This window comes from Kaistia sp. UC242_56 (assembly GCF_044452255.1).
In the GTDB taxonomy this organism is placed as follows: Bacteria; Pseudomonadota; Alphaproteobacteria; order Rhizobiales; family Kaistiaceae; genus Kaistia; species Kaistia defluvii_A.
Genome location: NZ_JBIOAN010000002.1, coordinates 1,291,993 through 1,311,971, shown reverse-complemented (window position 1 = coordinate 1,311,971; position 19,979 = coordinate 1,291,993). Strand labels below are relative to the sequence as shown.

Genomic DNA, 19,979 nt, shown 5'->3' with positions numbered 1-19,979 from the left:
ATCACTGGAAGCCCACCGTGCGGGCGACGAACAGATTGTCGATATCGAGCGCCAAGCCGCCGAGCTTCGGCGAGGCGACAATCAGGCCGGTGTCGTAGGAGTTGGTCGGGATCGCGAAGGCGTCCGTGACCAGCACGCGATTGAGATTGTCGTAAGCCGCCTTCACATCGGCATCCGGACCGGACGTCGTATTCACCCGCTCGATGGCGGCGACATAATCGGGATGGGGATGCGGGTCCTTCAGCACCGGGTTCTTGACGACGCGGTAGATGCTGTTGGTGGCGACGCGGGAGGGGAATTTCTGCACGTTGCCGACCGCGCCGAAGGTAGCGTCGAAATTGCCGGCGAGCAGCGCCTCGGTATATTCCGCGCCCTGGCGGACATCGAGCTCGATGTTGATGCCGGCTTCGGCCAGCGCGCTTTGCAGGATCTGGCTGATGACGACGGTCGGCTCGTCGCTGCCCCAGACCAGCATCTTCCAGTTGCTCATCTCTGCCGGCGTCAGGCCGGACTCCGCGAGCAACGCCTTGGCCTTGTCGAGATTATAGGCGAATTCGTCCGTATAGGCCGCGTCGAAGGCGGGGCTCGCCGGCGCCCAGGGCAGCGCCACGACCTCGCCCAGACCGGCATAGCCGACGCGCAGCATGCCTTCGCGGTCCATCAGATAGTTGAAGGCCTGACGGAATTTGGCGTTGGTGAAGGGCGGGCGGGTCGAGTTGATGCGGAAGACCTGCACCAGCGGACCGGGGCCGCGCAGCACCTGGTAGCTGGCATCCTGCAGGCGCACGGCGCTGCGCGAGGTGCCGCCATAGACGATGTCGACGGCGTCGGATTCGAGCGCCGCGCTGGCCGAGGCGTCCTCGCTGAAAATGGTGAACTCGATCTTCTCGGCGATCGGCTGGCCCTTGCGCCAGTAATTTGGATTGGCCTTCAGCGTCAGGCCCTGGCCGACGGCGCGGCTATCCAGCAGATAGGCGCCGGTACCGGCCGGCACGGTCTCGACCGTGGCGATGCCGGCCGCCTCGATCGGGATCAGGAACTGCAGGAGATCGGTGATCTGGCGCTGCGGAGCCGGGCTCTTGAAGTTGATCGTGACGGTCTTCTCGTCCGGCGTCATCCAATCCTTGACGATCGACATGGTGGCGTAGACGTTCTTCCCGCGCTCGGGATCGGCCGCCTTGGCCAGCGTCGCCGCCACATCGGCGGAGGTGAGCTTGGCGCCGCTACGGAAGGTGACGTCGTCGCGCAGGGTGACCGTCACGGACTGGTTGTCCGGCGCGATCGCCCAGGCGGTCGCCAGGCTCGGCACCGGCTCGCCCTCGGCCGTATATTCGATCAGGCTGTCATAGAGGTTCTTGATCAGGTGGAAGTTCACCGTCGAGAACTGCTGCGGGTCGAAATTGGTCATGTCGCCGAGCAGCGCCACGCGCAGCGTGCCGCCCTTCAGCGCCTGTTCCTCGGCATGCACCGGCGCGATCCAGCCGGCGCTGCCGACGACGACAGACGCGGTCGCGGCGAGGAACAGGAAGCCCAGCCGCCTGAGTGTCCGAAGGAATTGGGTCTTCATGATGTAGGCCCCCGTTCGAGTGCATGGGGTCGGCCATGGCCGACAGGATGGGACGGTCAGGCGTCGACGCGCTGGCCGGGCTGAGACGAGTGCGCACGCCAGTCGTCAAACGTCTCGATCGGATAGATCGGGCGCGGAATCCGCTTCCAGGGCAGCGTGAACACGTCCGACTGGCCGGGACCGCGCGTATCGGCGCGGATGACGGTGGACGCGATCGGCGCGAAATACTGGAAGTTCGACGCCGTCTTCAGCACGGCGATGCCGTAATCAGTCGGCTCGACGCCCATGGCCCGGTAGACGCCCGGCACGTTTCCGGCGACGGCGCGCAGCGTCGTGATCATCAGCGTGACCGGACCGACATCGAAGATGACGGACGGTCCGAGATCGACCTCGCTCTGGTGGTTGTAGCCCTCGATCTTCAACAGGCCACCGCCGACCGTGCGAACCGTGCCCGTGACTTCGAGCGGGGTGAAGAATTCCGTTGCCGCGTCGCCGCCGAGCGGCAGCGTCACCGTCGCCCCTTCCCCGGCCGCGACCAGCCTGGCCGCCGCCACGGGCGAGATCAGCGGCACCAGCGCGCGCTTGCCGATACCCAGGCGCAGCATGGCTTCGAGCAGCAGGTTGCTGTCGCCCGCCGCGCCGCCAAACACCGTGTCGCCGGTATCGCTGAGGATCGCCAGACCTGGAGCGGCGTCCGCCTGACGAACCGCATCATCGACCGAGACCGACTCGCGGATCTGGAAGTCGTCGCGCAGCGACCAGCAGAGATCGGCCAACTCGTCGGCGAGCTTTTCCGCCAAAGCCTGGTCGTTGTCGGTGACAACGATGGTGGCCCAGCCGCCCTCGGCGACGTCGAGCCAGGGCTGCATCGGATAGTTCGACGCCTGCAGCACGCGCGGATCGGCCTCGACGGCACGGGCCGCGTCGAACCAGACCTTCATCGGTCCCTGCGAGGTCAGGAACTGCTCCTGATGCGAGACGAGCGGGATCTTGCGCCAGGCGATCGTCGGCTTCAGCCCCTCGGTCAGGATGCGCAGCAACAGCTTGGCGCCGAGGACGCCCGTGTCATAGACATCGTGCGGCTGGGTGCGGTGGCCGACGATGGCGGTCGCATTGTCGATGATCTTCTGCGTGACATTGGCATGGTGATCGAGACCGAGCACGATCGGCACGTCCGGGCCGAGGATCTCGCGGCAAAGCGCGATCTGCTCGCCCTCGACATCGTCGATTCCGTCGGCCGAGCAGGCGCCGTGCAGCTGCAGTTCCAGCCCGTCGATCTTGCCCGCCGCCAGCAGGCCGGCGCGGATCTTGTCCTGGAAGAATTGGAAGGTGTCCGCCGACAGTCGGCCGCCCGCCGAGGCATAGCCGCGAATGATCGGGATCAGCTCGATCTCGAGACCGGATTCCTCCATCACCTGGAGGTGGCCGCCGACCTGACCGAAGCCGCGCAGCTTCTCGAAGATCTCCTGGCCTTCATAGATGCCGAAGCCCGCATAGTCGTCGAGCGTCGTCGGCACCGGATTGAAGTCGTTGGTTTCCTGCGAGATGTGGATGACGGCGATACGCAACATCAATCTCCATGAGAATTACTTTTGGCCCCCGCACGAATAGATTGACCGGGCGTCTGATTGGCCATCGGAGCGGCCAAGACACGCGCTGTATTGGGCCAGAGCGGGCTCTGGATTTGCCCGATCTATATCGAAGCCTTATTGATATTCAGGCTAGGTAGCGGTCCGTTTCGTGTCAATCCCGCGACGTTTCACTGGGCGAAACAACGCGGCACTGCAACAAATTCGTGCATTTGCACGGGGGACCGCCCGGCGCCCCGTTCAGAAGAACGTCTTCAGCGCGCCGGTGACGCGGTAATCCTCGTCGACGCGGTAGAGCAGCGACCACTTGTCGAAGGTGGTGCAGGGATGGCTGATGCCGAAGCCGACCATGTCGCCGGTCCGGAGCGGGCTGTCCTCGGGCGTGACGAGGTGGCAATGCTGGTCGTTGAGCGCGACCACCTCATGGCCGGCCGGCATCGCGGCCGGGGCGGTCATGCTGCCATCCGGCCGATACCAGCACAGCGGCACCGGCAGGCCGGCATCGTGGCTGACGTCGCGCTTGCCCATGGTGAGCATGGTGCGGCCCGTCTCGGGACGAGACTGCACCATCGCCCAGACCTCCAGCGCCGGCTCGAGTCCGCCTTCGGGAAGCTTCAGCGAGGTCTCGCTGACGATGCGCTGGAACGCCGCCGCATAGGCGATGGAATCATGCGTCAGGTAGCAGCCGGACCGCAGCACGCGCAGCACCGGATGCGGAAACGAGACCTGGTTGAAGCGCTCGACGACGCGGTCGAAGAAGGCCGAGCCGCCGGCGCTGATGACGATCGGCGCGGCGGTGGCGAACAGCCCCTCCTCCATCGCCATCAACGCCATCGACGCGACATCGTCGATCAGGCCATCGGCCGTTTCCGGCGTCGGCAGCATGCCCTCGAAGCATTCGAAGCCGGCGAGCTCCAGCCCCGGCGCCGCCGCGATCGCACGCGCCAGCTCGATGGCGCCCTCGCGGGTACGAACACCGGTGCGCCCGCCAGGAAAGCCCATCTCGACGAGAATGCGCAGCGGATTGTCCTTGGGCGGCGGATTGCGGCGCGCGCCCTCGATCAGCATGGCGACGCCGTCGGGATTGTCGGCGAGGCAATAGAGCTCGAAGCCACCCTCGGTGTGCAGCGCGCGGAAGCAGGCATCGATCGCCTGGGTGCCGACCGGCTGGTTGGCGAGCAGCACGCGCCTGACGCCGAAGCGCAGGCAGACGCCGACCTGCTGCAGCGTCGCAGCGGTGATCGCCCAGGCGCCGTCCGCGATCTGCAGGTCGAACAGATGCGGCGACATCGTCGTCTTGCCATGCGGCGCGATGACCAAATCGTTCTCTGCCGTGAAGGCGCTCATCCAGGCGCTGTTGGCGGCCAGAACCTCCTGACGGATGACGGCGACCGGCAGCGGCAGGTCGCCGGCGAGCAGGCTCCAGCCCTGCGCCGCGACATCGCCGACGGTGAGGCTTGGCGCGTCGTAAGGGAGCCCCTTGGTCGAGGGATCGAGTTCGAGCGCATCGAGCGAAGCGATGTCGAGGCGGGGGATCAGAGCCATGGATTGGGGTCCAGCGGTGAAAGCGGGCGACGCGCCCGGGTGTAGGGAATCTTCGCCGTGTCGCTCGGATAGGGACCGCCCGTATCGAGGTAGTGCACCTTGTGGGCGATCTGCGCGAAGGCGGCGTGGAAATGGTTGGACGACTTCACCACGACGATCTTCTTGGCGGCGAGATCGACGCCGAGATCGGTGAAGACGGGCGGGCTGAAGGTCTGGGCGCGGGTCGACGCCAACACGACATCGAGATTGCCGATCGTCACGGCCGCCGCCGGGCCGAGCGAAACCCAGCTCTGCTCGAACGGCACCAGCAGATCGTCCGTGACGCCGCGCACGACCACGCGCGCATCGATCGGCTTGCCGGAGGTCGGAGCCGCCTTGCCGCCAAAGCGCAGATCGATCTCGGCGCCAATCCCGGCCGCCCGGCAGAAGCTGACGGCGACCGGATCCCAGAGCGCGCCGATGGCGGCGGGAATTTCGGGATGGCGCAGCAGCGCCTCGACCATGACGGTGGAATCGCCGGCCACGCCGCCGCCGGGATTGTCCCAGCGATCGGCGAGAACGACCGGCTGGCCTAGTTCTGCCAGCGCCTGGACGATCGCCTCTTCCGGCTTGAAGTGATAGGGCCCGCCGCCCGCGCCCCAGCTCAGGATCTCGCGGCCGAGGCGCTCGGCAAGCGCCGCCGCCTTCCCGTGGTTGGCGGCGCCATCGGCGATCACCAGCACTTTGGTGCCGACGTCATGGACATCCGCGGCCTGGAAGCCATGCGCGACCGAGATCGACAGGATGGCATCCTGCCCTTCCAGCGCCAGCATGCGATCGACGAAGCTGCGACCGGGCTCGCGGCTGGTCATGAAGCCGGTGATGGCGCGGCAATCGAAGACGGCGCTGACCGGCGCGATCTCGCGCCTCGCTGCGCGCAGGCAAAGATCGACCAGATCCTCGGCCCGCTCGAGGAAATCGGTATGCGGGAATTCCTTGAAGGCGGTGATGACATCCGCCGCCTCGACCATCTGGTCGGTCAGGTGGCAATGCATGTCGAGTTCGGCGCCGACGATCGCCTCCGGCCCGGCGATAGCGCGGGCATGCGCCAGCAAATCCCCCTCGCAATCGTCATAGCCGCGCGCCACCATCGCCCCATGCAGGCCGAACAGCACGACATCGACCGGCATTGCCGCGCGCAGCTGGTCGAGGATCTCGTCGCGCAGGCTTTCATAGGCTGCGCGCGAGACGAGCCCGGCCGGCTCGGCCCAGGTCGCCGTACCTTCGAAAAGCGTGAAGCCATCCGTGCGGGCGCGGCGGCGCGCGGCCACCATCGGGCCGGAACAGAGCGTTGGCGTCTCGGGATGGGTGCCGGGCGGACAATAGAAGGCGCCCTCGAACGCGCTTCGATCGACGAAGAGCGGCGAGAAAGTATTCGTCTCGGTTGCCAGAGACGCCACGAAGACCCGCATTGCCGACCCCTGCTCGCCATGCCGGAAGGGCACGACATCAATTATTCTACATCATGGAACAACGCTTTGGCTGCTTGCTGAAATTTAAGCGGCAGGAAGCGGCGCCTGTCAACAAGCCTATCGACGATCCTCTATCGAAACCAGAGGTTCGTCTTGCGCACACCTCGGAGTTGATGTCTTAATATCCGGGCGAACATCGCCATTTCGTTCTATGATATGGAATGATGTCCGGATAGTCGCGATAGCAACGGTCGGAACCCGCATGTCGAAGCCAGAAAACGAGCCCAGCGGCGCCGCTGTGGCCGCGCGCATCCAGTCGGTCGCCCGCGCCAAGGCGCTGCTCGACGCCATGGCGAGCGGCGATTTCGTCACGCTGCGCGACCTGGCCGCCCGCACCGGACTTGCCAAGACCACGGCGTTCAATCTCGTCACGGCGCTCGTCGATGTCGGCCTCGCCGAGCGCGACATCAAGGGCGGCGCCTACCGGCTCAGCCTGCAGCATCTGGTCTATGGCAAGGCGGTCGAGCGCCGGCTGGACATCGCGGCGCTGGCGCAACCCTATCTGGTTCGGCTCTGCGCCGAAACGCGCGAGACCGTGAACCTGGCCCTGCCCGGCCCGACCGACGCGGTGATCGTCGAAAGCCTCGAAGGCAGCCAGACGCTGCGCGTCTCGTCCTATTCCGGCACCCGCGCCGCCTATCATTCGACTGCCTGCGGCCGCGCGCTGCTCGCCTACCAGCCCCTATCCTTCCGGCGGATCATCTACAATCTCGGCTCTCTGCCGGCCGCGACCGACCGCACCATCACCGACCCCGAAGCGCTGGAAGCCGTGCTGGAGCGCTGCCGCACCGTGGGCTGGACCACCGAATTCGAGGAAAACGAAATCGGCGGCGCCTGTGTCGCCGCGCCGATCTTCGCGCCCGGCGGCGAGGCCATCGCCGCCGTCTCCATCGCCGGCCCGTCGGCCCGCTTCGAGCCCGACGCCATCGAAAAGCTCGGCCGGCTTCTCGTCGCCACTCTCGCCGAAATCACGGCGAACATGTCCCGCAACCGGTAGCCTTCCCATGAACCCACGCGCTCGCATCCTGCTGGCCGGGCTCTATCACGAGACCCATACTTTCGTGGACGAGATCACCGGGCTTGCCGATTACGCCATCCTGCGCGGCGCGGAATTGCCGGCGCGCCGGGGCGACGGCTCCACCGTTGACGGCTTCCTCGAAGTCGCCGAGGCCGAGGGCTGGGACGTGGTCCCGGTCGTCGAATATTCCGCGCTTCCTTCCGGCACGACAGATAACGCCGTGTTCGAGCAGTTCTGGGCGGAACTGGAAGCGGGCCTTCGCGACGCGCTGGAGCATGGCGGGCTCGACGGTATCTGGCTGGCGCTGCACGGCGCCATGGTGACGACGGACTGCGTCGATCCGGAGGGCGAACTGCTCGCCCGCATCCGCGCGATTCCCGGCGCTGGGGCGCTGCCGCTCTATGGCGTCTTCGACCTGCACGCCACTTTCACCGCCGCCATGGCCCAGCATGCCAACGGCCTCGTCGCCTACCGCGAGAACCCGCATACCGACGCGCGCGAATCCGCGGTCCGTTCGGCCCGGTTGCTGGCGCGCGCCCTTCGCGAAAGGGCTGCGCCGGTCATGCATGCCCACAACGCCGCGATCCTGTGGGCGCCGCCCGGCACCGGAACGGCCGACCGGCCGATGCGCGACCTCGAAGCCCTCGCCCGCCAGATCGAGGCAGAGGATGCCGAGATATGGGCCGTCAACGTCATCGCCGGTTATTCCTTTTCCGACGTCCCGGACGCCGGCGTCGCCTTCTCGCTAGTCACTACCGGCAGCGCCGAGCGGGCGAAAGCCGCACTTGACCGGCTGGAAGCACTGGCAATCGAATTGCGCGAGTTGGGCCAGCCGACGGAATGGGACCTCGACACGGCGCTTGCCGAGATCAAGACGCTGGCAGGCGGCCCCTATATCGTGGTCGAGCCGGCCGACAATATCGGCGGCGGCGCGCCCGGCGACGACACGGCGATCCTGCGCGGCTTCCTGCGCCACGGCATCCGCAACGCCGCCGTCGCCGTTGCCGACGCCGACACCGTGAAGGCGTTCGCGGACGCCAGGCCTGGCGATGTCCGAACGATCCGCCTCGGCGGCAAGGGCAGCAAACTCGGCGCCGGGCCGCTCGAGATCAACGCGACCTTCCTCAGCCGCAGCGATGGCGAGTTCACGTTGGAGGACCGCAACAGCCATCTCGCCGCGATGCAGGGCGTCCATATCAGCATGGGCGCCTCGGTCGTGCTGGAAGTGGCAGGCGTGAAAATCCTGGTCAACAGTCGCAAGACGCCACCCTTCGATCTCGGCCAGTTCCGCTCGCAGGGCATCGTGCCGGAGACGCTGACGGCGATCGGCGTCAAGGCAGCCGTCGCGCACCGCCGCGCCTATGACCCGATCACGGTCAAGAGTTACACGGTGGCGACGCCGGGCCCCTGCACCAGCGTGCTGACCTCGCTTCCCTATCGCCGGCTGCGCCAGCCGGTGTTCCCGATCAGCTGAAACCTGGAGATACCATGATCGAATATCCGAGCGAGCCGGACACCCCGCGTTCGCACCTGCCCTTCAGCCCGTCGACCAAGTTCGGCGATCTGATCTTCGTCTCCGGCCAGGCTTCGGTCGATGCCACCGGCAAGATCATTTCCGAGGATTTCGAGGGCGAAATGCGCCGCTCGATGGAGAACATGCGCAAGGTGCTGGAGACGGCCGGCAGCGACTTCCAGCATGTGCTGCAGACCCGCAACTACGTGCAGGATCCAGCCGATATCCCGCTGTTCAACAAGCTCTACCGCGAATATTTCGGCGAGCCGTTCCCGGCCCGCACGACGATCACCAACTGCCTCGGCGCGGCCCTGCGCTACGAAGTCGAGTGCATCGCCATCGCCAAGCCAAAGGTCTGATTGTCTCAAGGCCGCAGGACACAAGGGCGGCGTGCCTCGGTCCTCACCTCTCCCTGAGGGAGAGGTCGACGCACTCAGTGCGGCGGGTGAGGGTTTACGGCCTCGCCGGATAGTTCCCTAAACCCTCACCCGGAGCTTCGCTCCGACCTCTCCCTCAGGGAGAGGTGAAGAAACTGCATTCCCATCGCACCAGCCTCGGCACGGGCGGCAAACCGTCACCCGAACCGATATTCCGTCTCTTGCCGGTAGATCTCGCCGGGACGGAGGATGGCCGAGGGGAAAGTCGGCTGGTTGGGGCTGTCGGGGAAGCGCATCGGCTCCAGGCAGAGCCCGGCATGCGCCTGATAGGGCACGCCGTCGAGGCCGGCGAAATCGGGTGCCAGCCCCGCCCCGTCATAGAAGACAAGGCACGGCTCAGTGGTGTGCACTTCCATGGCCAGCGAACCGTCCGGCGCCTCCAGCCGCGCCGCGCGCAGCAGGCCGTCACCACTGCGGTCGAGCACCAGACAGCAATCATAGTCGAAGTCAGGGTCGCCGGCCGGATCGGAAACCGGACGCGGGGTCCGGAAATCGTAGGGCGTGCCGGTGACGCTGGCGATCTCGCCGCTCGGCACCAGTTCCGGGCTGAACGGCGTGTAGCCGGAAGCGGCGAATTGCAGCTTGTGCTCGCGGCTGGTGGCACCGGGCAGCAGCGAGAAATAGGAGTGATGCGCCAGGCTGACGATGGTCGGCGCATCGGTCGTCGCCGTCATCGTGATGTGGATGGTGCCGGGCGGCAGCAGCCGATAGGTGCAGCGAACGTCGAGCGTGCCGGGATAGCCGTCGTCGCCATCCGGCGAGATCAGGCCGAGCGTCACCGATTCCTCGTCCGAGTCGAGGATCTGCCAAGGCTTGCGCGAGAAGCCGGTGACGCCGCCATGCAGATGCACGCCGCCTTCGTTCAGCGACAGCTGATATTCCTTGCCGTCGATCGCGAGGTGGCCATCGCCGATCCGGCTGGCATGCCGTCCAGCCGTGACGCCCAGAAAGCGGTTGTTCTGCAGATAGCCTTCCAGTTCCTGGAAGCCGAGCACGACGCGGCGCGGTTCACCGCCCATCACCGGCACGACCAGGTCGCGCAGCGCCGCGCCAAAGGTCAGGATCGAGACCGAGGCGCCGCTGGCATTGGCCAGCCGGATCTCGGAAATGGCCGTGCCGTCCGGCAAGCGACCGAAGAAATGGATCGACACGATGCCTCCTGGGCGCTGTCGGCGCCTGCTTCACCGCTCCCTGAGGGAGACCTTCTCGTTACACCGTTGTAACGCCAAGCCCCCGCGTCGCGCGAGCGTCATCCCGGCGAAGGCCGGGATCCAGACACACCGGCCTGCGGAGAGACGGCTGGCCGCTGGTTGCTGGGCCGGTGTTTATGGGCCCCGGCCTTCGCCGGGGCGACGAGCCTTTCCATGCACGCGATTTGCATGGATGTCCTGGAGGTCGGGCAACCGCTCACCTCCGCAAAGAGACCTTGATCCTACCAGAGCGTATAGCCGCCATCGATGACATAGGCGGCGCCTGTCACATAGGAAGCGGCGGGGCTGGCAAGGTATACGGCGAGCGGGGCGATCTCCGGCGGGTTGCCCGGGCGGCCCATCGGGATATGGGCGACGATGGCGTCGATCACGTCCGGCCGACGCTCGTTCCAGCTGCGGTTGGTGTCGGTCATGAACAGGCCGGGGCAGATCGCATTGACGGTGACCCCATGCGGCGCCCAGTCGGCGGCGGCGCAACGGGTGAAATGGATCACCGCCGCCTTGCCGGTCTCGTAATCACGCCCGCCAATGCCACGATTGGCGATCAGGCCGCTCATCGAGGCGATGTTGATGATGCGGCCGCCCTGCCCGCGCTCCAGCATCGCGGCGCCAAAAATCTTGGTGCCGAGGAAGCAACTGGTCAGGTTCATGTCGAGCGATTGCTGCCAGGTCTCCAGCGTCTCCTCGACGATCGGCATGCTGGCGATGCGGTTGCCGACATTGTTGATCAGGATATCGACGGGGCCGTATTCCTTGAGGATGGTCTTGCAGGCCGCCTCGCACTGAACCGCCTCGGCCATGTCGGCCATCACGCCCCAGGCCTGTCGGCCGAGCGCGCGGATCTCGGCCACGGTGGCGTCGAGCGTTTCCTGCGTGCGGCCGGTGATGATGATGTCGGCGCCCGCTTCCGCCAGCGCCAGTGCCATTTCGCGCCCCAGGCCGCGACTTGCACCGGTGACGAGCGCGCGCTTGCCCTCCAGCCCGAACCAATCTTTCAGTCCCATCTCGGTCTCCGATTTTCTTCTGGCGTCGCGGGGGGAAGCGGCGGGCCGAGGCCCGCCGCGCGTTCACAACCGTTGTCGAAACGTCACTTCACGGCGCCGACCGTGAGCCCGCTGACGAGCGAGCGCTGCAGCAGGGCGAAGATCGCCGCCACAGGCACGCTGGCGACCAGCGTCGCCGCCATCACATGGTCCCACTCGACCTGATAGCGGCCGCCGACCAGCGAGAAGGTCTGCAGCGTCAGCGTGCTCTTTTCCGGCGAGCGCAGTAGCGTCATCGCCAGCACGAACTCGTTCCAGCAATAGATGAAGATGAAGACGGCGGTGATGCCGATGGCGGGCGCCGCCAGCGGCAGGAAGATCAGCCGCATCCTCTGCAACGTCGATGCGCCGTCCAGCGTCGCCGCCTCCTCCAGCTCCTTCGGAATCGTCTGGAAATAGGCCTGCAGCATCCAGACAGAGAAGGCGAGGTTGAAGGCGACATAGGCGAGCACCAGCGCCGGCAGCTGGTCGACGAAACCCATCTTCGCCATCAGGCGGAAGATGCCAAGCACCAGCACGATCGGCGACAGCATCTGGGTGACCAGCAGGAACTGGCGGAACAGCTTGCGGCCTGTGAACTCCATCCGCGCCGCCGCATAGGCGGCGGGAATGGCGACCAGCAGGCAGAGCGCCGTGGCGGCGATGCTGACGACCAGGCTGTTCATCACCGCCGGGCCGAGCCGCGTCGCATGCCACATGTCGACGAAGTTCTGCAGCCGGATTTCCGACGGGAACCAGCTTGGCGGATACATCAGCACCTCGACCCTTGGCTTCACCGCCGTCGAAACCATGACGGCGAAGGGGAAGAGGATCAGGATCACCAGCGGCGACATCAGCAGCCACATCAGCAGGGATTTGCGAACCGGATGTTCCATCAGGCCGTGCTCCGCTCGTTGCGCATGGCAAGCGCCGCATAGGTGATCGTCAGCGCCAGCAGGATGACGAACATCACGATCGACAGCGCCGAGGCGATGCCCAGTTCGCCATAGCGGAAGGCGAGTTTGTAGAGCCAGGTCACCAGGATGTCGGTGCTGTTGGCGGGATCGCCCTGCGTCATCACCCAGATCAGCGGGAAGGAGTTGAAGACGTAGATGAAGTTGAGCACCAGCACGATGTTGAGGAAGGGCCGGATCAACGGCAACGTCAGATAGCGGAAGCGCTGCCAGGCCGTGGCGCCGTCGATCCTGGCCGCCTCGAAGACGTCAGCCTGCAGCGAGGAGAGGCCGCCGAGGATGACCGTCACCGTGAACGGAATCGAGACGAGGATGCCGATGGCGATCAGGATCGGGAAGGCCGTCGCCGAGGTCGCCAGCCATTCGACCGGCGTATCCTGCAGGCCGAAATTCGCCAGCGTCGCATTGACCATGCCGAACTGACCGTTCAGCGACCAGCGCCATACGATGCCGGTCATGGTCAGCGACACCGCCCAGGGCAGCATGATGATGATGCGCGCCAGCGTCCGGCCGAAGAATTTCTCGTTGAGGATCAGCGCAATCGGCACCGAGAGCAGCACCGTGCCGCCGACGACGAACACCGTCCAGACGAGCGTGCGGATCAGGCAGCCGATGAACAGCTGGTGGGAGAACAGGCGCTGGTAATTGGCGAAATCGTTGAAGGCCGCCGTCTTGCCGAACCGGTTCACCGCATGAACCGACATGTTGGCCATGTCGTAGATCGGATAGCCGATGATCCAGAAGGCGAACAGGATGGAGGGGAGGATGAGAAGATAGGGCGCGCTGGCGCGCCCTATCTTGCCGTTGGCCGGCGTCTTGGCGCGATTCATCGCGCGTCCGACGCCAGCTTCCGGTGCCGAACCGGCCTTACTGCTGGATAAGGCCATCGATCGTCGCCGCGGCTTCCTTCAGGGCGGCTTCAGGCTGGGCCTGTCCGATATAGACCTTCTGAACAGCGGCGATCACGGCATCGACCATCTGCTCCCAGTTCGGGACCGGCGGCGCGAAGCGGGCATAGGGCAGCATGTCGGTGAAGGCCTTGAGCTGCGGGTCGTTGGCGAAGACGGGCGCGGCGGCCTCTTCCTTCATGACCGGCAGGAAGCCTTCCTTGGTCGAGAACTCGATGCGCCATTTCGGGCTGAACGCCGTCTCGGTCAGGAACTTCATGGCGAGTTCCTTGTTCTTGCTCGACTTGAAGACCATCAGCGTGTCGGTGACGCCATAGGTTGCCTTGGTGGTGCCCTCGGGGATCGGCGACAGGGCGTAGTTGAGCGTCGGGGCGTCGGTCTTGATCTGGCCGCGCAGCCATGGGCCGGTCAGGATCATGCCGATCCGGCCCTGCTTGAACAGGCGCTCGATGTCCTGGCGGTTGAGGCCGCTCGGATCGGGCTCGGTCAGGCCCTCGTCGATCATCGACTTGTAGAGCGTCAGCGCCTTGATCGCCTCGGGGCTGGCGACGCCGGACTTGCCGTCCTTGATCAGGTCGCCGCCATGCGTCCAGAGCGAATAGTACCAGTAGGCGTCGGTCTCGATTTCCTTGCCCTGCAGCGCGAAACCATAGGCATCGGTGCCGAGCGCCTTGATCTTCTTCGCGGTGTCGACGACGCCGTCCCAATTGGTCGGCGGCTCGTTGACGCCGGCCTTGGCCAGCAGGTCCTTGTTGTAATACATGGCGCGGGCGGAAGCCGCGACCGGCAGGCCGTACATCTTGCCGTCGAAGGTCGAGGGCGACAGGAACGACTCGATGAAGCCGCCCTTGAATTCCGGCGTCATGTAGCCGTCGAGCGGCTCGGCGATGTCGTTCTTGACGTAGTCGACCAGCCAGCGCGTGCCGATCATGGCGATGTCCGGCTCGGTGCCGCCGGCGATGTCGGTGGTCAGGCGCTGCTGGAGGTTATCCCACTGGATGACTTCGATCTTGACCTCGTCGCCGGGATGCTTGGCCATGAAGTCCTTGGCCATGCCTTCGAACAGTTCCTGCGTCGCGGCGCTGTAATAGCCGAGCACGACGCGCACCGTCTCGGCCTGCGCCATGGACGAGGTTGCAAGTATGGCGGCGGCGCCAGCCAGCAAACCGAGAACCCTGCTTTTTTTGGTTTGGTACATTGAGCTGATCCTGTCGTATTCACGAAGTGAATGTTGATCGATCGAGATAGTGGCCGATGTATCCTTGAATTCTGCTTCTGACGGTCCGCGCTATTGTTTTGGTTCCCCGCGCAGCCGTCCGGGCAGAATGGAGTATCATCCTCGCAGGATGACTACGTCGTGAAAAGTCCCTGATCACGAACGGTCGACAGGCCGGAAACCCGGCTTGTCTTGCAAACGCCGTCTCCTCTTCTTCGCTCGACAGAACCGAGCGGTACGCCTCCCCGTCACGGGGACAGACTTACTATCGCACCTCTGCGGGATCCGGCTCTAGAGACCGTTCCCTGGACCTGGTGCCCGATCATGTGTCGCCGGCACGGCCTCTGCCAAGCGATTTTTTTATTCTTGTGTCATTTGTCGACAAATGAGCGGCCAGAGCATTCCGATTGAGCAATATTTGTTCGACAAAGCCAAATATTGGCAGCCGCTGCCGCTTATCTGACCGGATGCGACCGAAGCCTTTTCCCGGGCGATCCCAACCTTTTCGACGCCTCAGCGGCGGCGGGTGATCGAGATCATCTTGAGTTCGGTCATCGCCTCCAGCGTCAGGCGGCCGCCGAGCCGGCCGATGCCGCTCTTGGTCCCCGGAGCGCCGCCAAAAGGCAGGTGCAGCTCCCAATAGGTGCTCGACTCGTTGACATTCACGATGCCGGCCGGGATCGCCTCGCCGAAGCGCAGGGCGCGGCCGAGATTTTCCGTGAACACGCCGACGCTCAGCCCATGCTCGCTGTCGAGCGCCAGGTCGAGCGCCTCCTCGTCATCGCCGAATTCGAGGATCGGGATGATCGGGCCGAACGTCTCCTCGCGGTTGATGCGCATGTCGCGGGTGACGCCGGTCAGCACGGTCGGCTCGTAGAACAGGTCGCTGCCGAGATCCGGCCGCGCCTTGCCGCCGGCCAGCACCGTGGCGCCCTTCGCCACCGCGTCGTCGACATGCTCGTGGATTTTGGCCACGACCTTGGGATTGTTGAGCGGCCCCATGGTGGTGCCCTGCTGCAGCGGGTCGCCGAGAATTTGCGCCGCCGTCAGTTCGACCAGCCGTTTCGCCAGCGGCTCGACGATGCTGCGATGCGCCAGCACGCGCCCCGTGGCGGCGCAGACCTGGCCGGCATTATAGAACGCGCCGCCGGCAACGGCGGATGCCGCCGCGTCGAGATCGGCGTCCTCGAAAACGATGACCGGGCCGTTGCCGCCCAGTTCGAGCATCATCGGCTTGCCGGCGCCACGCTCGGCAATGCGCTGTCCCGTTGCGGGACTACCGGTGAAGCCGATGCCGTTGACGTCGGGATGCGAGACGATCTCGTCGCCCACGACCGGCCCCTCGCCCATCACCAGATTGACGACGCCCCTGGGCAGGCCGGCTTCCTCGATCGCGCGCATCAGTTCGACGGCGGCCATCGAGGTGGTCGGCGCCGGCACCCAGACGGCGGCATTGCCGGTCGCGACGCAGGGACCGAGATATTCGACGGGAATGTTGACCGGGAAATTCCAGGGCGTGACGATGGCATAGACGCCGCGCGGCTGGCGGATGGTGATGACCAGCTTGCTCGGATCCTCGGCCGGCAGGGTCTCGCCGCCCAGCTGCTTGACCAATTCGGCCGCGAGGCGGAAACCGTCCGCCGCCTTGCCGACTTCGCCGACCGCCTCCGATAGCGGCTTGCCCTGCTCCTGGCTCAGCGTGCGGGCGATCTTCTGGCGATTGCGGTCGATGCTGGCGGCGATGGCGACGCACATCTCGGCCCGCTTCCAGACCGAGGTCGCCGCCCAGCCCGGCTGCGCCTTCTTCGCTGCGGCGATCGCGAGGCGCGCCGTGTCGCGGCTGCTTCTCGGCAGATTGCCGATCACCTGGCCGCTCGCCGGATTGATCGCGTCCATGCGCTCGTCTTCGGCCACCCAGGCGCCGTCGATGAAATTGCTGAAGCTCTCTATGTCCGCATTCAACATGACCCAGTCCCCTGCTCTTTCATCGCGCCGGTTTGCCCGGACTTAGTTCGAGTGCCACCACTTGCCGGCGACGACGACGCCATCCGCGAAGATGCGCTCCTCCGCCGTGACGATGCCGTTGCGCGAATCTTCCAGCGGGAAGGCGCCATTGCGGATCGACAGGATGCTGGCGTCGCCGGGGCTGCCGGGCCTCAGCGTGCCGAGTTCGGGCCGGTCGAGCGCCTTGGCGGCGTTGAGCGTCGAGGCGGCGATCACCTCGTTCAGCGGCATGCCGAGATGGAGGAACTTCGACATCGTCGTGACCTGGTCGAAGGCGGGGCCTTCGATGCAGAGCGCATGCACGTCGGAGGAAATCGTATCCGGCGCAAAGCCCTGCTCCAGCATGGCGCGCGCGGTCTTCCAGGAGAACGACCCCATGCCGTGGCCGATATCGAAGATCACGCCGCGCTCGCGCGCCGCGATCACCTCGGGCTTGATCTTGCCCTTGCCGGTGATCGGCGCGTTGGGGAACGGGCGGAAGCAATGGGTCAGCACGTCACCCGGCCGCAGCCGGTCCACCACCGCCTCATAGGAAGGCGGCGGCTCGTCGATATGCACCATCATCGGCATGCCGAGCTCGTCGGAGACCTGAAGCGCGATATCGAGCGGCGCGATGCCGCTGTCGCCGCTGGCGTGGCGGCCGATGCGGACCTTGATGCCCACGACGACGTCGCGATTGGCATCCGCCACCTCGACCGCGTCCTGCGCCGCCATCAGGCGCATGTCGTGGCTCTCGCCGACCATGATGCGGTTGGAGAAGGCATAGATGCCGGCGAAGGAGACATGCAGATAAGCGAGGATGCGGACCTCGCTCGGCTCGATCACATGCTTGCGGAAGCCGGGAAAATTGCCGGGGCCGGCGCTGCCGGTGTCGACCGAGGTCGTGACCGCGCTCTGCCGGGCATAGGCCTCGGCATCGACGCCGAGCGACGTGCCGCCCCAATAGACATGGGTGTGCAGGTCGATCAGGCCCGGCGTGACGATCCGGCCCGAGACATCGCGGATATCCGCGCCCGCGGCGTCGAGGCCGTCGCCGATCGCCGCCACCTTGCCGTCGGCAAAGGCGACGTCGGTGATCCGGTCGATACCCTGGGACGGATCGATGACCCGACCCTTCTGGAGAACGAGGTCAAATGGCATGGTGGGCAGGTGCTCTGCGTTGTGACGACGGAGGCGACAGGCATGTCTTGCGGCAACTGGCCGAACGGGCCAGAAAACCGCCTCGTGAAGGCACCCGATGATGAGCATCGATCGGGGCCGCCGCCAAGTTAATTTTTCATTTTTCCGTCATTTCGAGTAGACGCACGGGAATTCTTTCGCAGTGCGGCGAGAAAATGATCTGAAAAATCAATTCCTGGGCAGCTTCAGCCCATTCGCGGTGCAGCGCCGGATCAATCCGCCAGCGGCTTGCTGGTGTCCGAGTCACGGTGCACGGTGAACTGCTGCTTGATCCGCCGCAGCTTCTCCAGCGCCGCCGGGCGGCTGCGCACCGCCGCGCCATAGGCGAGCATGTCGATGACGGCGAGAAAGGCATAACGCACCGAGGTCGGCCCCAGCACGTCGCCATCGTCGGCAACGTTCACAGCGAGCGAGATATTGACCATGTCGGCCAGCGGCGTACCGGCGACCGTCAGGCCGATGGTCTGCGCGCCATAATCGGCGCCGATGCGCAGCGCGCGCATCAGCTCCGGGTTGGTGCCGCTCAGCGACGAGCAGAAGATGACGTCGCCACGCCCGACCGTCGCCGCCAGCATCATCTGCATCTGGTGGTCCGCGCTGGTGCTGACATGCAGGCCGAGCCGGAACAGCCGGTTGTGCACCTCCTCGATCAGCCAGCTCGAAACGCCGCCGGAGCCGAAGGCATAGATCATCCGGCTGCGGCTGATGATCTCGATCGCCTGCTCCAGCGCGCCGAGATCCAGGGTTTTCTGCGCGTTGACGATGGCGCGCTGGGCCCGCATGGCGACACGCTCGCCCACTTCGATCAGGGTCGCAGGCGGGGTCTGCGGCTCCAGATATTGCAGGCCGACCCGCATGCTGCCCATGATCTTCAGCTTGAGATCCCGCAGGCCATCGCAGCCGACCTCGCGGCTGAAGCGGGTGATGGTGGGTGCCGACACGCCGATCCAGGGCACCAGTTCCTCGATCGGCTTTTCGACGAAGACGCGCGGATAGCCGAGGATCGCCTGGGCGATCTTGCGGTGGGATTTGGAGAGGCCCGGCTCGCGGTCGAGAATGGCGGCGAGGATGTCATTGGCGGCGGACTGTGCGTCCTCGACGGAGATCGACAGATCGGTGCCGCGGTCGCGCGCCGGTCCGCCACCGCCAAGCTCCGGGCTATCCGTGGTCCGTGCCCGTCGCCGGCGGCCATCCATCCGCTGTCTCTCCCGCGCTTTCATTTTCGCATCAGATTTGTTGCGACGATTGCACAGGACCCCGGCTTGGGGAAGACGGCTTCGTACCGAACGGCGCCGACGGCTCAGACGAAATAGGAGGTCGGCGACACCTGGTGGGTAGCGCGGAAGGCTGCAAGGCGCTCGGCCGCCTTCTCGCTGGAAGCCTCGAGATGGGCGCGCAAAAGGTGCTTGGCGCCGTTCACGTCCTGCCGGCCGATCGCCTGCAGGATCTCCAGATGCTCTTCCATGAAGGAATCGAAGAAGGGCTGGCGTTGCAGCGCGACCTGGAAGTGCTTGCCGGATACCAGGATGCAGCGGGTGCGCTTCAGCGCCTCGACGATCTCGGGATTGCGGCCATAGGAGAGGCAGCCGATATGCAACTCCTCCTCCAGCACGTCGAGTTCGGCGATGCCGGCGTCGCCGGCGCGGTTGATGCCGTCCTCCAGCCGTCCGGCCATCGCCGACAGCACGGGCGTGGGGATGGCGCCGACCGCGGTTTCGAGCGCCGCCGGCTCCAGCAGCATGCGCAGATCGTAGAGATCCTGGAAGCGCGCCTCGTCGAGCGGCACGATCCACCAATGCGATTTTTCGCCCTTGGCGACGATGCCGACCTGCTGCGCGTGAATGAGCAGGTCTCGCGCCACGGTGCGGCCGACATTGAAGTGTCGCGCCAGCGCCAGTTCGTTGACGCGAAACCGGCCGAACACCGAGCGCAGGATGACCTCGCGCTCGAAATCATAATAGAGCGATTGCCAGGCGAAATGCTTGGCGGCCGGCATCGCGGCCGCGTCCATGTCGAACATCTCGGCCGTGATCTTCAGCCGAATAGGCTCGCCGGTGGTGCCGACGAGAAGACCGCGGCCGTCGAAGCGGCTGAGCAGCCCCTCCTCCTCCAGCCGCGCCAAAGCCTGCTTCACCGGCGAGCGGCTCGACCCGAAGATCGAGGCGAGCGGCCCCTCGAGCAGCACCGCGCCCTCGGGCAGGCTGCCGCTCTCGATGCCGCGGCGCAGCCGCTCGGTGATCGAGGCATAGGCGGGCGTGCGATCCACGCCGCCGCCCTCCGCACGT

General features: G+C 65.8%; 16 protein-coding genes. 3 read left to right on the top strand and 13 right to left on the bottom strand.

Annotation, left to right across the window (positions count from 1 at the left end; translation table 11 throughout):
- Nucleotide 1: 1 nt before the first annotated feature.
- The 4 genes from ACHMWQ_RS08840 to ACHMWQ_RS08825 all read right to left on the bottom strand — a co-directional run bounded on the left by ACHMWQ_RS08840 (nt 2) and on the right by ACHMWQ_RS08825 (nt 6,152).
- A complete protein-coding gene (locus ACHMWQ_RS08840; RefSeq protein ID WP_396307171.1) occupies nt 2-1,567 on the bottom strand; it encodes an ABC transporter substrate-binding protein in 1,566 nt (521 codons plus the stop codon).
- A gap of 56 nt (nt 1,568-1,623) precedes the next feature.
- Nucleotides 1,624-3,138 (bottom strand): M81 family metallopeptidase, encoded by a 1,515-nt coding sequence (locus ACHMWQ_RS08835; RefSeq protein ID WP_396307170.1) that lies wholly within the window; start codon nt 3,136-3,138, stop codon nt 1,624-1,626.
- Between the two features lie 258 nt (nt 3,139-3,396).
- Nucleotides 3,397-4,701, bottom strand: a complete 1,305-nt coding sequence (locus ACHMWQ_RS08830; protein WP_396307169.1) for an amino acid aldolase — start codon at nt 4,699-4,701, stop codon at nt 3,397-3,399.
- Nucleotides 4,692-6,152 carry a M81 family metallopeptidase gene (locus tag ACHMWQ_RS08825; protein ID WP_396307168.1) on the bottom strand — a complete coding sequence of 487 codons (1,461 nt, stop codon included), beginning with the start codon at nt 6,150-6,152 and terminating at the stop codon, nt 4,692-4,694. The genes ACHMWQ_RS08830 and ACHMWQ_RS08825 overlap by 10 nt, the downstream gene beginning before the upstream one ends.
- Before the next feature lie 262 nt (nt 6,153-6,414).
- On the opposite strand from ACHMWQ_RS08825, the gene ACHMWQ_RS08820 reads away from it, so the two are divergent.
- From ACHMWQ_RS08820 to ACHMWQ_RS08810, 3 genes are read left to right on the top strand one after another with little or no spacing between them, the layout of a single operon-like run.
- Nucleotides 6,415-7,209, top strand: coding sequence for an IclR family transcriptional regulator (locus tag ACHMWQ_RS08820; RefSeq protein ID WP_354552429.1), 795 nt, complete (start codon nt 6,415-6,417; stop codon nt 7,207-7,209).
- Between the two features lie 7 nt (nt 7,210-7,216).
- Nucleotides 7,217-8,704 carry a M81 family metallopeptidase gene (locus ACHMWQ_RS08815; RefSeq protein WP_396307167.1) on the top strand — a complete coding sequence of 496 codons (1,488 nt, stop codon included), beginning with the start codon at nt 7,217-7,219 and terminating at the stop codon, nt 8,702-8,704.
- Nucleotides 8,705-8,718: 14 nt separating this feature from the next.
- Nucleotides 8,719-9,102: a RidA family protein gene (locus tag ACHMWQ_RS08810; RefSeq protein WP_396307166.1), complete on the top strand. Its 384-nt coding sequence runs from the start codon at nt 8,719-8,721 to the stop codon at nt 9,100-9,102.
- 215 nt (nt 9,103-9,317) lie between these two features.
- Here the strand turns inward: ACHMWQ_RS08810 and ACHMWQ_RS08805 are convergent, their stop codons facing one another.
- From ACHMWQ_RS08805 to ACHMWQ_RS08765, 9 genes are all read right to left on the bottom strand, one after another.
- Complete coding sequence (locus tag ACHMWQ_RS08805; protein ID WP_396307165.1) at nt 9,318-10,331, bottom strand: aldose epimerase family protein; 1,014 nt, start codon at nt 10,329-10,331, stop codon at nt 9,318-9,320.
- Nucleotides 10,332-10,612: 281 nt separating this feature from the next.
- Nucleotides 10,613-11,395: an SDR family NAD(P)-dependent oxidoreductase gene (locus ACHMWQ_RS08800; protein WP_354552422.1), complete on the bottom strand. Its 783-nt coding sequence runs from the start codon at nt 11,393-11,395 to the stop codon at nt 10,613-10,615.
- Nucleotides 11,396-11,478: 83 nt separating this feature from the next.
- A complete protein-coding gene (locus ACHMWQ_RS08795) occupies nt 11,479-12,309 on the bottom strand; it encodes a carbohydrate ABC transporter permease (protein WP_396307164.1) in 831 nt (276 codons plus the stop codon).
- Nucleotides 12,309-13,184 (bottom strand): carbohydrate ABC transporter permease, encoded by an 876-nt coding sequence (locus ACHMWQ_RS08790; RefSeq protein WP_396309416.1) that lies wholly within the window; start codon nt 13,182-13,184, stop codon nt 12,309-12,311. The genes ACHMWQ_RS08795 and ACHMWQ_RS08790 overlap by 1 nt, the downstream gene beginning before the upstream one ends.
- 70 nt (nt 13,185-13,254) lie before the next feature.
- On the bottom strand, nt 13,255-14,493 hold the full coding sequence (locus tag ACHMWQ_RS08785; RefSeq protein ID WP_396307163.1) for an extracellular solute-binding protein: 1,239 nt from the start codon (nt 14,491-14,493) through the stop codon (nt 13,255-13,257).
- 531 nt (nt 14,494-15,024) lie between these two features.
- Nucleotides 15,025-16,476 carry an aldehyde dehydrogenase family protein gene (locus ACHMWQ_RS08780; RefSeq protein WP_396307162.1) on the bottom strand — a complete coding sequence of 484 codons (1,452 nt, stop codon included), beginning with the start codon at nt 16,474-16,476 and terminating at the stop codon, nt 15,025-15,027.
- 42 nt (nt 16,477-16,518) lie between these two features.
- The gene (locus ACHMWQ_RS08775; RefSeq protein WP_396307161.1) at nt 16,519-17,655 is read right to left on the bottom strand and encodes an amidohydrolase/deacetylase family metallohydrolase; all 1,137 of its coding nucleotides are present in this window, start codon (nt 17,653-17,655) and stop codon (nt 16,519-16,521) included.
- Nucleotides 17,656-17,906: 251 nt separating this feature from the next.
- Entirely contained in the window at nt 17,907-18,890 is a 984-nt protein-coding gene (locus tag ACHMWQ_RS08770) for a MurR/RpiR family transcriptional regulator (RefSeq protein ID WP_396307160.1), read from the bottom strand.
- A gap of 104 nt (nt 18,891-18,994) precedes the next feature.
- Nucleotides 18,995-19,960, bottom strand: a complete 966-nt coding sequence (locus ACHMWQ_RS08765) for a GntR family transcriptional regulator (protein WP_396307159.1) — start codon at nt 19,958-19,960, stop codon at nt 18,995-18,997.
- Between the last annotated feature and the right edge of the window lie 19 nt (nt 19,961-19,979).

What these genes read in the sequence shown, in the direction of transcription:
- ACHMWQ_RS08840 (WP_396307171.1), bottom strand. Translation starts at nt 1,567, where the DNA reads ATGAAGACCCAATTCCTTCGGACACTCAGGCGGCTGGGCTTCCTGTTC.
- ACHMWQ_RS08830 (WP_396307169.1), bottom strand. Translation starts at nt 4,701, where the DNA reads ATGGCTCTGATCCCCCGCCTCGACATCGCTTCGCTCGATGCGCTCGAA.
- ACHMWQ_RS08785 (WP_396307163.1), bottom strand. Translation starts at nt 14,493, where the DNA reads ATGTACCAAACCAAAAAAAGCAGGGTTCTCGGTTTGCTGGCTGGCGCC.
- ACHMWQ_RS08820 (WP_354552429.1), top strand. Translation starts at nt 6,415, where the DNA reads ATGTCGAAGCCAGAAAACGAGCCCAGCGGCGCCGCTGTGGCCGCGCGC.
- ACHMWQ_RS08810 (WP_396307166.1), top strand. Translation starts at nt 8,719, where the DNA reads ATGATCGAATATCCGAGCGAGCCGGACACCCCGCGTTCGCACCTGCCC.
- ACHMWQ_RS08770 (WP_396307160.1), bottom strand. Translation starts at nt 18,890, where the DNA reads ATGGATGGCCGCCGGCGACGGGCACGGACCACGGATAGCCCGGAGCTT.
- ACHMWQ_RS08815 (WP_396307167.1), top strand. Translation starts at nt 7,217, where the DNA reads ATGAACCCACGCGCTCGCATCCTGCTGGCCGGGCTCTATCACGAGACC.
- ACHMWQ_RS08800 (WP_354552422.1), bottom strand. Translation starts at nt 11,395, where the DNA reads ATGGGACTGAAAGATTGGTTCGGGCTGGAGGGCAAGCGCGCGCTCGTC.
- ACHMWQ_RS08825 (WP_396307168.1), bottom strand. Translation starts at nt 6,152, where the DNA reads ATGCGGGTCTTCGTGGCGTCTCTGGCAACCGAGACGAATACTTTCTCG.
- ACHMWQ_RS08795 (WP_396307164.1), bottom strand. Translation starts at nt 12,309, where the DNA reads ATGGAACATCCGGTTCGCAAATCCCTGCTGATGTGGCTGCTGATGTCG.
- ACHMWQ_RS08775 (WP_396307161.1), bottom strand. Translation starts at nt 17,655, where the DNA reads ATGCCATTTGACCTCGTTCTCCAGAAGGGTCGGGTCATCGATCCGTCC.
- ACHMWQ_RS08835 (WP_396307170.1), bottom strand. Translation starts at nt 3,138, where the DNA reads ATGTTGCGTATCGCCGTCATCCACATCTCGCAGGAAACCAACGACTTC.
- ACHMWQ_RS08780 (WP_396307162.1), bottom strand. Translation starts at nt 16,476, where the DNA reads ATGTTGAATGCGGACATAGAGAGCTTCAGCAATTTCATCGACGGCGCC.